The organism is Acidobacteriota bacterium (assembly GCA_038040445.1).
GTDB classification, from domain to species: domain Bacteria; phylum Acidobacteriota; class Blastocatellia; order UBA7656; family UBA7656; genus Onstottus_A; species Onstottus_A frigus.
The window spans coordinates 75,881-90,649 of record JBBPIG010000001.1; the positions used below are offsets into that span (position 1 = coordinate 75,881).

Annotated in this window: 9 protein-coding genes; 8 read left to right on the forward strand and 1 reads right to left on the reverse strand. The window is 58.3% G+C overall.

The window, feature by feature from the left end:
* Nucleotides 1-356 precede the first annotated feature (356 nt).
* Nucleotides 357-2,591, forward strand: a complete 2,235-nt coding sequence (locus AABO57_00330) for a right-handed parallel beta-helix repeat-containing protein (GenBank protein MEK6284166.1) — start codon at nt 357-359, stop codon at nt 2,589-2,591.
* Nucleotides 2,592-2,614: 23 nt separating this feature from the next.
* Here the strand turns inward: AABO57_00330 and AABO57_00335 are convergent, their stop codons facing one another.
* Nucleotides 2,615-3,712: a CHAD domain-containing protein gene (locus AABO57_00335; GenBank protein ID MEK6284167.1), complete on the reverse strand. Its 1,098-nt coding sequence runs from the start codon at nt 3,710-3,712 to the stop codon at nt 2,615-2,617.
* Nucleotides 3,713-3,838: 126 nt separating this feature from the next.
* Here AABO57_00335 and AABO57_00340 point away from each other — a divergent pair, with 126 nt between their 5' ends.
* The 7 genes from AABO57_00340 to AABO57_00370 all read left to right on the forward strand — a co-directional run bounded on the left by AABO57_00340 (nt 3,839) and on the right by AABO57_00370 (nt 14,713).
* The gene (locus tag AABO57_00340) at nt 3,839-5,416 is read left to right on the forward strand and encodes a molybdopterin-dependent oxidoreductase (protein ID MEK6284168.1); all 1,578 of its coding nucleotides are present in this window, start codon (nt 3,839-3,841) and stop codon (nt 5,414-5,416) included.
* 68 nt (nt 5,417-5,484) lie between these two features.
* Nucleotides 5,485-6,009 carry a heavy metal-responsive transcriptional regulator gene (locus AABO57_00345; protein MEK6284169.1) on the forward strand — a complete coding sequence of 175 codons (525 nt, stop codon included), beginning with the start codon at nt 5,485-5,487 and terminating at the stop codon, nt 6,007-6,009.
* On the forward strand, nt 6,003-6,542 hold the full coding sequence (locus AABO57_00350; protein ID MEK6284170.1) for a hypothetical protein: 540 nt from the start codon (nt 6,003-6,005) through the stop codon (nt 6,540-6,542). Before AABO57_00345 ends, AABO57_00350 begins: the two co-directional genes overlap by 7 nt.
* Before the next feature lie 405 nt (nt 6,543-6,947).
* Nucleotides 6,948-8,093 (forward strand): magnesium chelatase ATPase subunit I, encoded by a 1,146-nt coding sequence (bchI, locus tag AABO57_00355; GenBank protein ID MEK6284171.1) that lies wholly within the window; start codon nt 6,948-6,950, stop codon nt 8,091-8,093.
* Between the two features lie 128 nt (nt 8,094-8,221).
* A complete protein-coding gene (bchD, locus tag AABO57_00360; GenBank protein MEK6284172.1) occupies nt 8,222-10,177 on the forward strand; it encodes a magnesium chelatase ATPase subunit D in 1,956 nt (651 codons plus the stop codon).
* Nucleotides 10,170-11,921 carry a cobaltochelatase subunit CobN gene (locus AABO57_00365; protein ID MEK6284173.1) on the forward strand — a complete coding sequence of 584 codons (1,752 nt, stop codon included), beginning with the start codon at nt 10,170-10,172 and terminating at the stop codon, nt 11,919-11,921. The genes bchD and AABO57_00365 overlap by 8 nt, the downstream gene beginning before the upstream one ends.
* A gap of 497 nt (nt 11,922-12,418) precedes the next feature.
* The gene (locus tag AABO57_00370) at nt 12,419-14,713 is read left to right on the forward strand and encodes an EAL domain-containing protein (GenBank protein MEK6284174.1); all 2,295 of its coding nucleotides are present in this window, start codon (nt 12,419-12,421) and stop codon (nt 14,711-14,713) included.
* Nucleotides 14,714-14,769: the final 56 nt, after the last annotated feature.

Genomic DNA, 14,769 nt, shown 5'->3' on the forward strand with positions numbered 1-14,769 from the left:
CTGCCCGTAGCCAGGCTGGCTACAGCGATGCGCATTTGCGCGCGCCCGTCAGCCGCCCAGCAATCCCCGATACGTTAACAATAAATCCTTTTTCCGATTTGAATCGCGCTCGACGTGTGTAGCTGATAGGGCTACAACGGAACCGTGTTCGAGTTTGGACCAACTCCCGATAAATACCCTTCCACGCCGTGAGGATAGCAGCCTCCAGCTCGCACAATCGGGCTCGCGGCATTGCACTTGCGGACTCGATTGCCGGGCCTACGGGGAATACCAGGCAATCTCCGAGAAGAAGCCAGCACGCCGAGACCTATGAGAGCGATGCATTCCCAGTTGGTTCATGAAAGGAGAAGAGAATCATGCTGACCCGGCATTTTCGGAGCAGGACGACCGTGCTGTTCCTCATCGCTGCGATTCCTTTGTTGGTCTTTGCATACCCGGCTCAATCGAGCGCGCCGGATATTCTTGTCACGACTACTTCAGATTTGTTGGATTTTGGTGGTGCCCAGCAAGTCGCGGATTTGCCTGGCCCAGATGGGCTGGTCTCGTTGCGAGAAGCGATCATTGCCGCGAATAACAGACCCGGACCTGAGCTGATCGGATTCAACATTCCAACCAGCGATGCAGGGTTTGGCGGCGCAGTCTTCACGATCGCGCCATTATCTGTGCTGCCGCCACTGTCCGGCGGCGGGACCACGATAGATGGAACAACTCAGACGGCCTTTACAGGGAACAGCAACCCCGCCGGACCGGAGATAGTAATCACGGGTAGCTCCGAGAGTACTGCGTCCGATGGGTTGTTTATCAGCTCAGCCAACAATGTTATTCGAGGTCTCGTGATCAACAGTTTTCCGGGGACACCCGGTGGCACAGGTAACGGGATCGTGATCTATGGTCCGCAATCGAGTGGTAATGTTGTTTCCGGGTGCTTCGTGGGGATTGACGCGACCGGCACTTCCATCGCGGGAAATGCTAGCAACGGCATATTTATCATCGACGGAGCCACGAACAATCGAGTGGGAGGATTGACTCCGAGCGAGCGAAATGTCGTGTCCGGGAACGGTCTCGATGGTATAAGCATGCACTCGGGGGCGAACCCCGGGGCGAATCAGAATGTAGTTCAGGGCAATTTCGTTGGCACCGATGTTACAGGAACAATCGCTCTGGGCAACGCGCGGGATGGTGTAGACACTGAGACCGCGTTCAATACAATCGGTGGCCCGGATCCTGCCGCCAGAAACATATGTTCCGGCAACCTCCGCATCGGCGTCTTCTTGGTGGGGGGAATCAATATCGCCGACCACAACCTGGTTCAGGGTAACTACATCGGAATGGACGTGACGGGAACAGTGGCTCTCGGTAATCAGTTGGAGGGGGTGGGCATTGTCTCTTCAATCGGGACTAACGTGCGCAACAATGTAGTCATCGGCAATTTGATCTCTGCCAATGCGCTGGACGGCGTAGGGATTTTTTCATCCGATGGCAATCTAATCAAGGATAACCTGATAGGAACCGACGTCAATGGGAATCCGTCATTTGGCAATGGTCATTTTGGACTTCACATAAGTGGTGGACCTGGAGATCCAGCGTCGAATGACAATCGAGTTGAAGACAACGTTATCGCCGGGAATGCTTCAGCGGGAGTTTTTATCGCTGCCGGGGTGCGCAATTCCATAAGTCGAAATCGCATTTTTTCAAACGGCGATTTGGGAATTCAGCTTAACCCCGGGTTGACCCCCAACGATCCAGGAGACCTCGACACTGGGCCGAACGAGTTGATGAATTATCCGGTGCTCGATCGGGCCGATGCGACCCCTGTATGTCTGCTAGGTCAGGGAACGATAGATACACCGAACCCTGGGAATGTCGTAATTGAATTCTTCGCCAATCCAGTGCCGACGCCAGGTGGTGATCCTTCAGGTCATGGCGAAGGAGCTGTCTTTCTCGGCTCAACAACTCCAAACGCATCCGGTAACTTTTGGACGACCCTGCCACCAGTATCCGCTGGGACGCTGATCACTGCCACCGCTACAGACGCGGCCGGCAACACTTCTGAGTTTGCCGCAAACATCGTGGCGGGCGCTCCCGCGGTGAATGCTCCGGTGCTGACCGCGCTCGGCCCGGCAAGAGTCTGGATAGGCCTCAAGAACAGCGATGACGTAGGCACGAAGTTCGACGTGCTAGCCGAAGTGTTCAAGAACAGCGCTCTCATAGGCTCGGGTCAACTCAACGGCATACCCGGCGGGAGCAGCGGATTCAATAATGCCGTGTTGCGGACGATCGACCTCGCCCTATCCGCTCCTGTGGATATTCACTCCGGCGATAGCCTCAGTTTCAGGCTTTCGGTACGGATAGCGGTGGGAGTCTCAGGCCATAGGAGCGGCACAGCGAGGCTGTGGTTCAACGACGTGGCTGCGAACACTCGCTTCGCTGCGACGATCGGGTGCGTAACACGCGACCACTTCCTCTTGAACGGCTTCGCCTTAGGCGCCACAGCCGGAACCGGGCCGAAGAAGACGATAGACGTGTTCGTAGACAGTGCAATTGGAGGCAATCCGTTCAAGCCGTTCGGAACCTGGAGCAAAGTGTTCTGAGCGATCTACCTTCTGCGTGCGAATCACTCGCTGAGTCGCCGCGGTGCTTGACCGCGCATCGAGTGCCGGCGCAACGCTCTCGCAATGCGCTGTGATGTAACTTCGAGATACCGAGGCACGCGTACCGGAAAGAGGCGCGACACCAGCGCCTCTTTCTTCTTTTGCAGATGCGCCGCCGCTTGAAGCATCTGGCTGCTCTCGGCGAGGTGTTGCTTCATGAATTCGGGGCTCGAGACGATCGCGATTATCTCCCCTTCCAGCGCTTCCAGGTCGTGCCAGTCGCCTATGCGATCTTGAAGCGTCCGTAGCCAGGCCAACGCGCGCGACGCATCGCCGTAGCCCATCTCCGAGACGAGCTCCAACAAATACCTTACTCGCTTCGCGGCGATTCGTAGCTGATGCAACTCCGCCGGATTGTTAGTCGGCTGCGACTGCGCCGCGAGAGCTTGAAACTCTGCAAGCCTCTGGTCGAGCCGCTCGGCCGCATAGCCCGCTACGCTTCGTTCATCGATGACCATCGTTTCGGCCGCAGTCTCGAGCGTCGGCGCTTCATCGCGCGTATCGTCGACGACGCGAATTGGATCAGGCGTCTCATTAGGCGCGGGCGTGCTTAGTCCCAGGCCATGGGCGATTGCGTTGATGTTGATGTGTTGCAGGAACTTCTTTACCTTTGCAGCGCGTTGCAAGCGTCGGTCTTGCAGAATGGTCTTTACCAACTCGAGCTGCTCTCGCCGAGTCCGGCCCCGGCTTGTCACTTCCTTCTCGATGAGTTCGAGAAATACGTCGTAGTTCCTGACGGTGGAGAGCTTGCGGCGCCAATTGCGAAGCCGCCTCTTCAGCTTGCGCACCTTCATCTCGCGTGCGAGCAAATCAAGCGAGGCCTGAAGCCTGCGCGTCGTTACTCTCATCTTGTGGACAGCCTCGACCGCTTCGGTGTCGAGAACGGCGCTGTGGTAAGTGCGCAAGGCCGCCAACTGAGAAGGGATGATCTCAACAAGCTTGCGCGCCTGGCGTGCCTGCGGTTTCTTCGCAGCGGGAGCGTCCGCCTCGGTAGTCAGTATTTGTTCGGCCTCAGCCATCGTTTGGTTCGCGCGATCGCAGAGAGAGATTACTATCTTCACCCTGCCTCAGCAACATGGGTGCAGGAGTTGAAAGCGTAGACCTCGCGTCGAGGCAGGAATACCGCGAGTCAATTCGGTGATTAGGTAAGTAGCGGCTATAATTCTGTATCGCCGAAAGACACGCGAATGGACATTCTAAAGCTCGATTTGAATAAAGCGGCGCCGGACCTGCCGACAGAGAGCGAGATTCAATTCCAGGTCGGGCTATTGGCAGGAGTGGCGGCGCTGATCGCAGGCTTCATCGCTCGATTCGTCTTCGACGCGCCGCTCGTGCCCGAGCTTCTCGCTCAATTCATCTTCGCGATAGCTCCCATCTGGATGGTCGAGCTTGCGGTAGGAATGCTGGGTCCGTTCGCCAAGCATCTGGCATTTCTCGGCTGCACAGTGATTTATTTCATTGCGTTGATCGGAGCGGCGCTCGCTTATCTTCGGTACGCACCCGGAAGGGGCTCGACTCTCTCGCGCTATGTCTGGCTGGTCGCATTCTCGTTTTTGATGTGGGCTTTTACTGCTGTGCTTCTGATACCGCTGCTGGGAGGCGGAATGTTTGGAAACCGCTTGCGGCAAGGAGCGCTATTCACGAGCGCGTGGCTCCTAGTCGTGTACGCGCTGTACGGAATTGCTCTTCGCGTAGCAAGCGCCCAATACATCGAACGCCCGATCTCTGCAAACGCGCCGGGGAGGATCGTCAGCAGACGCCGCGTTGTCCGAGGTGTTGGCTACGCAGTTCTGGCAATTGGGATCTACGACATAGGCAAGTCGCTTTTTGGAATGTGGCTGCAGTCCGGCTCGGGCCGTGTAAAGCGCGGCGATGGCGTGTTCCCGAACATCGATAATCTCGCCCTCGAGATCACGCCCACTCGAGACTTTTACCAGGTGTCCAAGAACGCGTTTGAGCCCGAGGTTGATGCGCGGAGATGGAAGCTGGAAGTGACAGGTCTCGTAGACAACAGGCTCTCGCTGACTTACGACGAGATGAAGGCGCTGCCTTCGGTTGATCAATATGCGACGCTGGCCTGCATCAGCAATGTAGTCGGAGGCGATCTGATCGGCACCGCCTTGTGGCGGGGAGTGCGCCTCAAAGACGTTCTTGCAAAAGCCGGGCTCAAGCAGGCAGTTGTCGACATCGTGCTGCGAGCGAGCGACGATTACACCGACTCGATTCCGCTCGATCGCGCGATGGCTGATGGGACTCTCCTTGTGTACGAGATGAACGGCGAACCGCTTACACCTGAGCACGGCTCCCCTGTGCGACTGCTGGTGCCGGGGATCTACGGGATGAAGAACGTGAAGTGGATCACCCGCATCGAAGCGGTGGACTTCGACTTCAAAGGCTATTGGCAACGGCGAGGATGGGATGATCGCGCGGAGTACAAGACGATGTCGCGGATAGACGCGCCCGATAGCTCTGTGAAAGGCGAAGCTACGATTGCTGGAATCGCATTCGCGGGCGACCGCGGAATCAGCAAGGTCGAAGTCTCGACTGATGGCGGCGCGAGTTGGGACCAAGCAGAGATCAAGCCTGCTCTTTCGCCGATCTCGTGGGTGCTGTGGCAACGGCGGTGGAAACCCGCGCAACCCGGCAAGCACAAAGTCCTAGTGAGGGCGACGGACGGTCGAGGTCAGACGCAGACCTCGCAATATGCGCCCCCGGCTCCAAGCGGATCGTCGGGCTATCACGGCGTTACCGTACGCGCTGAATGAACAACTAAGAAAAAAGAGCTTGACCCTGGAACCTGTTCCAGAGTCTATAATCGCTCGAAGGTGAACAAGTGAGGGACGAGACCCCGAAACAGGAGTATTTGCGGTCAGGAGAACTGGCGCGGCTGGCCGGTGTGAGCACCGACACATTGCGGCATTACGAGCGCAAGGGCTTGCTCGCGCGGCCGCGCCGTTCGGCAAACGGTTATCGCGAATATCCGGCCAGTGACCTCGATCGAGTGCGTCTTGTGCGCGGCGCGCTCGGAATCGGATTCACCCTGGACGAACTGGCTCGCATCTTCAGCGTGCGTGACCGAGGCGGCGCGCCGTGCCATCAGGTGAGAGCACTCGCGGGGACAAAGCTTACGGAGGTTGAGACGCAACTTGGCGAACTTACAGCGCTGCGCGATGAACTGCGCAGGCTGTTGAAGAACTGGGACGCGCTTTTGGCGAAGAACTTGCCTTCGGAGCGCGCCGGTCTGTTGGAGTCGCTAGCAGCGAAAGCGACGAAAGCTCTAGGGAGGCGGACACGGTCATCGCGCTTCACCCGTACACCTATCAATCGAAAGAAAGAGAGCAAGGAGAATCAATGGTAAAAGCGAAAAACTACTTTGGGGTTTTGTTAGCACTGATGCTGCCTTTGGTTTTGGCCGCCAGAACACAGCAGCCGTCGGATCAACATCACAATCATCAGCAAGACAAGCAGCGTGTGGATGGCGTGAACGAACGCGGCGACCACGCGATGGGTTTCAGCCACGACAAGACCACTCATCATTTTCGCCTGACTGCGGACGGCGGCGCGATCGAGGTGACCGCCAATGATCCCAATGACGCCGCAAGCCAGGAACAAATCAGGACTCACCTCTCGCACATCGCAAAGCTCTTCAAGGAGGGCGATTTCAGCAAGCCGATGTTTATTCATGGCGAAGCGCCTCCGGGCGTACCAACGATGAAACGTTTGAAGGCGGATATCAGCTACACACTTGAGACTATGGAACGAGGCGCTCGAGTCCGGATTGCTACCGCAAACGCTGAAGCAGTCGCGGCGATTCACGAGTTTTTGCGTTACCAGATCAAAGACCACCAGACGGGCGACTCCCTGGAAGCGGACAAGCAAGCGTCAATCTGAGGCGACCACTCTTGCAGCAGCTTAAGGGGAACGTGCCCCTTCGCCGGCAAGACTGTGAAAAGGCCGAGGATGCCACCAGCTTGCCTGGTGGAGGTTCACGGTCGCTGTTAACGGCGCCGAGTACCGTGCCGCCAAACTAGCAGCCAGCGTGAAGCTCCACGGGGCAAGCCCGTGGCATCTCGCGCGTCGCATGCGAATCGTTGTAGCAGCCAGCGTGAACCTACCAACGGGGCAAGCCCGTGGCATCCTCAGACTCTTCACACATTGCCCGCCGAATAAGCGACTGCGGCGCATCTACATTTCTAGAGCTACAAGGCAGAGTGCACACAAAGTCTCAATCAGTTGACTGATCTCAAACTCGCCTTCTATATTGATCAACGCAGAAAGGGCCTGCCATCTTCCGAAATGCACAAAACCTCCAGGCGAGAAGACAAACCCAGTAGCAGCCACGCCGCGCACGCCGCGCGGGAGCAAGGCCGCCTTCGGTCTGATCGCGTCGTCTATCCGTTCACCGCGATCGTCGGCCAGGAAGAGATGAAGCTCGCGCTGATGCTGGGCGCTATCGACCCGAACATCGGCGGCGTGATCATCATGGGTCATCGGGGCACGGGCAAGTCTACAGCCGTTCGCGCGCTTGCGGATTTATTGCCGCTCATCAAGAAAGTGAAAGGCTGCCTTTACGGCTGCGACCCCGAGCGGCCGAATGAGCTGTGCGACGAATGCGCGAACCGAGCGTCCGGTGAGGGCCGCTTGCCTGCGCAGCGCGCTACCGTCCCGGTCGTCGATCTGCCGCTCGGCGCAACCGAGGATCGGGTTTGCGGCACGCTCGACATAGAACGCGCGCTGGTGGAAGGAGTGAAAGCATTCGAGCCGGGCTTGCTCGCGCGCGCGAATCGCGGCTTTCTTTACATCGACGAAGTCAATCTGCTCGACGATCATTTGGTGGACGTCTTGCTCGACGCCGCGGCATCCGGCCGCAACGTAGTCGAACGCGAAGGCATTTCAGTGAGCCATCCCGCGCGCTTCGTGCTCGTCGGTTCGGGCAATCCCGAAGAAGGCGAGTTGAGGCCGCAGCTACTTGACCGCTTCGGGCTCTATACTCAGATCACGACCATCTCCGACATCGACCAGCGCGTCGAGATAGTTGAGAGACGCGAGCGGTTCGATGATGACCCGGCGGCTTTTCACGACGCGACGGCGCGCGACCAGTACCACCTGCGAAGGCGAATCACCCGCGCAAAGAAGCTGCTCCCTCGTGTCGGCATCAATCGGAGTCTGTTGATGCTGATCGCCGAGTTGTGTGTCGCGCTCGAGGTGGATGGGCACCGCGGCGAGTTGACGATCGCTCGTGCCGCGCGCGCGCTAGCTGCATTTGAGGGACGCGTAACGGCGAGCGCTGATGATGTTGAACGAGTCGTGCTGATGTCGTTGCGTCACCGGCTGCGGAGAGATCCGCTTGAAACAGTGGACAGCGGCGCGCGAATAGAGCAGGCGATTCGTGAGACGATTCCGAAGCACGCGGGCAGTGCGCGGTTGGCAGCAATCAGATGAGAGCACCGATATTGACGTCTTTGCGTCTTTGCGAGTCTTTGTGATCTTTGCGCGAAACCGGATTTCACGCAAAGCCCACAAAGACTCGCAAAGACGCAAAGACGCTGAGCACTTGGGAGAGGATTGGAATGGGATCGTCGCCGGGTCGGATCGAATATCCTTTCGCAGCGGTCGCCGGGCGCCGCGCCGAGAAGCACGCGCTGCTGTTGCTGGCCGCCGAGCCGCGGCTTCGGGGCGTGCTCATCGCAGCGGAGAGCGCTTCAGCTTGTGGCTCTCTAGCGCGAGCGTTCGGATCTGTGCTGCCTGACGATGAGAATCGCGCGTTGCGAACGGCGAACCCTTCAAGCGACTTCGACCTCGATACCGTCCAACTGCCGATCAACATTACCGAGGACTCGTTGCTCGGCGGGCTTGAACTCGAGCGCACCCTGGCTACCGGAAAGCGCCAGGTTTCAACAGGCCTTCTTGCGCGAGCCAATGGGCGAGTGCTTTACGTTGACGATGTGAACCTGCTGGAGGCGGACACAGCAGCCCACTTAGGAAACGCGCTCGACTGTCGCCAGGTGCGCGTCGAACGTGAAGGTGTGAGCGCGATTCACGACGCCGATTTCCTATTTGTGGGGGCTTTCGGCCGGGCCGAGGGAGAGCCGAGCGCGTTGTTGCGCGATCGCGTCGGATTGATCGTGAGCTCCGGGACAGAATGCTCGGCGGACGAAACGGTAGAGATGATCGACCGAGCCTTTCGGTTCGACGACAACCCATCCACCTTCGCGGAGGACTTTGCGTTTGAGACTGCCGGGATCAAGAGTGTGATCGAAAACGCGCGAGCGCATTTGCCGCGGGTTCGGGTCTCGAAGGATCAGATTCGTCAAATAGCGCTGGTAGCGATCCGGCTTGGAGTGGAAGGGAATCGAGCCGACGTTTTCGCTTTGCAGGCGGCGCGGGCAAATGCAGCGCTCGCCGGGCGCGACGCGGTTAACGAAGACGACGTCATTGTCGCTATTCAGCTTGTGCTTGCGCCGCGCGCGACAACGCTTCCGTCGGCGAGAGAGAAGACAGAAAAACAGAACGACTCTACACAGCAGGAGGACTCCGGCGAAGGCAGTGGGGACGAGGCTAGAGATGGCGGGCGCGATTTCATCGCGGGTGCGATCGAAGACCTGATTATTCAGACAATCGACGCCGAGTTGCAGAAGGACCTGCTCTCGCCCTTGCAACGAACATCTGGCCGCTCTCGCGACGGCAAGCGGTTCAAACCATCCGCATCGATGCGCGGACGATATGTGCGAAGCACGACACGACGGACTCGGGACCAGAGGGTCGCCGTCGACGCCACGCTTCGTGCAGCCGCGCCGTTTCAATTGCGGCGGCGTATGCAAGGTGGCTTGAACGGCGAACAGCCGGCGAAAGGCGAATGGCCGGCCGGATCGCCGACTAACACTCGCTCTACTCGTGTGAAGATCGAACCTGAGGATCTTCGATTCAAAGAGTTCAAGCGCCGTTCAGGGATCATGTTTATTCTCGCCGTGGATGCAAGCGGCAGCATGGCTCTCAACCGTATGGCGCATGCGAAGGGCGCGCTTACTCGATTACTCGCGCAAGCATATCTTCACCGCGACAACGTCGCGTTGATCAGCTTCCGAGGCGCAGGGTCAGAAGTTCTGCTGGCCCCAACTCGCAGCGTGGAGCTTGCAAAGCGGTTGGTAGACGCGATTCCCGCCGGAGGCGGAACGCCGCTTTCCGCGGGCGTGGTCAAGGCGATAGAGTTAGCCCGGCTCGGGCGGCTGCGAGGTGTGACGCAAGCTATGTTAGTGCTGTTCACCGACGGAAGGGCTAACGTTTCTTTGCGCGAGGGGCGGACTACGATCGGTGACGAGTTGAGGGCGCTCGGCCAGTTGCTGCGATCGGAACAGATCCCGGCAGTTGTGGTTGATACAAAGTCGAGGTTCGTATCCAGCGGGGAAGGTGATGCGCTTGCACGGATGCTCGGGGCCAGCTATGTCTATCTTCCTCGCCCGGACGTTCGCACGGTCTACGAGGCAATCGCGTCGGCCGCTGGGAGAACGCGAATAAGCGATGGCTGAGCGAATGAACAATGAAGACCGAGACCGGCGCGTGCTTGAATTCTACGAGAAGGTTCTCGAGATCGAGCAGCGATTGATTCCGACTGGCCTGCACGTATTCGGGCGCGCATCGACGCATGCTGAGCTTGCCGATCTGTTGAGAATGGTCGCGTCGTTCGACCGGCCCGAGCTTGGCATTCGCTCGCTGCCTGACCTTGTTGCCGAAGGTCTGGGCTTAAAGGCTTACGGCACACTGCTACAGGAGAGCGGCCACTCGGAACGGCGACTGAGTGAGCGTGAACAGGTTGAGGCCATCGTGCGAGATGCGGTTGCGCATTTCCTGAAAGGCACGGGCGAGGAGGGAAGAGAAGCCGCGGCCAGGTTGCTGTCGAAGCGCGCGGCGGTTGCCAGCGAGCAGTCGCTAAAAGTGTTCGCCCTGCTCGGCCGAATTCGGGAGCAACTGGAGACTAACCATGAGCTCGATGGATTGATCCGCGCTCTGAGAGGCGGGTATCTCGAGCCCGGTCCCGGCGCCGACATCATTCAGAACCCAGGCATCCTTCCAACGGGCCGCAACACTCACGCGGTCAACCCTTACTCAGTTCCTTCTCCTGTCGCGGTCCGGCGCGCTGAACCGATAGCCAGCGCCCTGCTCGATCGTCACCTCAAGGAAACGGGCCGCTTCCCTGAATCAATAGCGATGGTTTTGTGGGGCATTGATAACATCAAGACCGAAGGGGAAGCGCTCGCGCAGGTTCTCTGGCTGTTGGGAGTGACGCCTCGACGCGATGCTATGAATCGCGCGACCGACGTGGACATCATTCCGCTCGAACAGTTGGGCCGGCCGCGTGTTGATATCGTGATGACTGTGTCGGGAATCTTTCGCGATTTATTCGGCGCGACGATTACGCTGCTCGACAATGCGGTGCGAAAAGTTGCGGCGCTCGATGAACCGGTCGAGATGAACTACATCAAACGGCACGTCGAGGAACAGATGACTGAGACGGGCTGTTCTTTTGATGAAGCGGCGGTGCGAGTGTTCTCAAACGCGGCCGGCAACTATGGGACAAACGTCAACTTCATGGTGCTTGACAGCCAGTGGGAGGACAGCGGTGAGCTTGGAGATCTGTTCGTCACCCGAAAGTGTTTTGCCTACGGGCGCGACTCGCAGGGAAAGAGCTTCGATGGCCGGGAAGCGCGCAGGCTGTTGGAGCGCGCGCTGTCGCGAGTCGAGGTGACCTATCAAAACATCGACACAACCGAAGTCGGCATAACCGACGTCGATCACTACTTCGAGTACCTGGGCGGCGTATCCAAGGCGATCGAAAAACAAACCGGCACGCGGCCGAGCATCTATTTGTCGGACTCGCTTTCGCCGGGAGCCAAAGTCAGAACGCTTGAAGAGACTGTCAGGCTGGAGACGCGAACGAAGACGCTGAACCCAAAATGGTTCGAAGGCATGCTTCGGCATGGTTTCAGCGGCGTGGCTGAAATCGAACACCACGTAACAAACACGTTTGGCTGGTCGGCGACTGCTGACGCGGTTGACGATTGGATCTACGATGAAGCCGCTGCGACATTCGTGCTTGACGAAGCGATGCTCGATCGATTGCGCTCGCTCAATCCGCACTCGGCGCGAACGCTCGTTGGGCGGTTGCTGGAAGCTTCCGGCCGCGGATTCTGGTCGGCGGAGCAATCAGTGCTCGAACGGCTCCAGGAAGTGTTCGCCGGCCTCGAAGACAAGCTCGAGGGAGTGACAGGTTGAGAACAGGTCCGAAACGGCCGGCAAGCCGTCGGCAAGATTTCATTGACAGCAGTGTTGCGCAACAGGACAGAGACAACTAGTACTCAGTCAGACTCGGTTTGACGGATCGCAGATCGAGTTACAACTAGTACGCAGTCAGACTCGGTTTGATGGATCGCAGATCGAGATCTCCAGGCTGGCAATCCCGTAGGGATGACCTGTCTGAGAAGGTAAGCTGAGAAATCACGTGAGAACAACAGCCGGAGAGCATTTCTTGACCCGACTCTACTCCAATCGCTCATCGTTCATAATGATAGTTGCCAATCAGTCATTCCTACCGTCCATGCCGTTTTATCCCTCGGCCATATGACGTGACTGGTGCATTTAGCCTCGCTTGAAGCGCTCTGCCCAGTGGCATTGCTCTTGCCACTATTCCTGCGAATGAAGAGGGTCTGCCCGCCCCACTACTGCAGTCTCTTGTTCGTCGAATAAATGCCGTTGATGAAGAGAGGCATCGATTGAGCGTACAGTTTCAGGTACTACAGTCAGAGATTCCAGCGCCGGCGCTGGAGGGCGGAGCTTCGAGAATCGATGCTCTGCAAAGCTATCAGACTCACTTGCTGGAGCCCGACTCACTGCTCGATGATCTTACCCGTCTGGCGGCTGAAGTCTGCGGGGCGGCGGGTGCTTTGTTGAGCGTCGTCAGGTCTGACCGCGTCCAACACCTCTCGCGAGCCGGCTCGTTGTCGAGTGACGCTGCCGGTGAAGACTCGCTCATCTCGCTGGCAATTCAAGCCGGCGGCTTGTTCGTAGTATCAGATACGCAAACCGCTGGCGAGCTCAACAGCGACGCTCCGAACTCCAACAGTGCCGCGGTTCGCTTCTACGCCGGAGCGCCGCTGACTACACCTGAAGGTTACGTGATCGGCATGCTGTCGGTGATCGATCAAAGGCCTCGCACGTTGAGCGAAGCTCAGTCGAGTGCGCTGAGCTCATTAGCTCACGCCGCAATGGCCGGGCTCGAGGTCAGGCGCAAAAGCCTTGAACTGGATCAAGCGATGGCGGAACGCGCAAAAGCGTTCGAGTCGCTTACCGCCAGCGAAGAGCGTTGCGCGACGCTTCTGCGCGGCGCGACCGACGGCCTGTGGGAGTGGGATCTCGAGACCAACGAAATGCAATTCTGCGCGCGGTGGAAGGCGATGCTCGGCTACAAGGAGCACGAGCTGAACAGCCGGCCCGATGAGTGGTTCAATCGCGTTCACGCCGAAGATATCGAGCGGGTGCAGTCCGAGATAATGTCCCACCTGCTCGGATTGACACCACAGTACCAAAGTGAACATCGCGTGCGAAGACAAGACGGCAGCTATCGGTGGATGTTGAGCCGCGGTTTGGCAGTGATGGACTCGAACCGGCACGTTTATCGGATGACCGGCGCGTTGACCGATGTGACCGAGCAAAAACAAGCGGAGAAGCGGTTGCTGCACAACGCGTTTCACGACGCGCTGACCGGGTTGCCTAACCGCGCATTGTTCATGGATCGGCTGAAACATTCGCTGGCCGAGGTGAAAAAAGGCGACGGCTATGCGTTTGGCGTGCTGTTCCTGGATCTCGACCGCTTCAAGGTTGTCAACGATAGCCTCGGTCATCAGATCGGCGACCAGTTGCTGGTAGCGACCGCGCGCAGGCTCGAATCATGTCTGCGGCCCGGCGACATAGTCGCGAGGCTGGGAGGCGATGAGTTCGCAATCATCGTCGACCGCGTCAGGCACGTGAGCGATTGTGTTCAGGCCGCCGAACGCATACGCGAGCACCTATCTTCGCCGTTCAATCTTAGCGGCCACGAAGTCTTCATCTCGGCCAGCATCGGCATTGCGCTCAACCAGACCGGGTCAGAGCAGCCTGACGAGATCATTCGCAACGCGGACACCGCGATGTATCGCGCGAAAGATCAGGGCCGAGGCTGCTTCGAGCTATTCGACCAGGGGATGCATGCCCGCAACGCGGCGCTCTCGCAATTGGAGTCCGGACTGCGCCGTGCCCTCGCGCACGGCGAGTTCAGCGTCCACTATCAGCCAATAATATCGCTGGAAACCTGGCGAATCAGCGGCTTCGAAGCGCTGATAAGGTGGAACCATCCGGAACACGGCTACATCTCGCCGTTGAAGTTCATCCCGGTGGCAGAAGATACGGGACTGATCATCGAGATAGGCCAGTGGGTGCTGCGAGAAGCCTGCCAGCAACTGAAATTGTGGCAAGAGCAATTTCCCTCGGACCCGCCGCTCAGCATCAGCGTCAATCTTTCGGGCAGACAATTCTCGCAGCCTGATCTTATCGATCGCATCTCTCAGATCCTGGATGAAACGGGGCTGGATGCAGGCAGCTTGAAGATGGAGATCACCGAGAGCGCCATCATCGAGAATATTGACGCTGCGGCTCTGATGCTGAAGCGAATCAAAGCGCTCGGCGTTCGACTGTCTCTCGACGATTTTGGCACAGGCTACTCTTCGCTGAGTTACCTGCACCGGTTTCCGATCGACACGTTGAAGATCGATCGCTCATTCGTGTCGCGGATCAGCCTGCCAAAGAACGCGGAGATAGTTAAAACGATTTTGACGCTGGCCAGGAACCTGGGAATGGACGTGGTTGCTGAAGGCGTCGAGACTCGCGACCAGATAATTCAGCTCACCGGGTTGAATTGCGAGTACGTGCAAGGCTATTTGCTGTCGAAGCCGATAGACGGCCGCGCCATGAGGGAACTGATAAGCGAGATATACCACAAGGGTCTGGGCCAGCACGCGGGGGCAGCAGCGTAGAAAGCGATGTCAGGCCGGTGGATGCGCCGAAACTGAAACTGTGCAGGACATTGAAA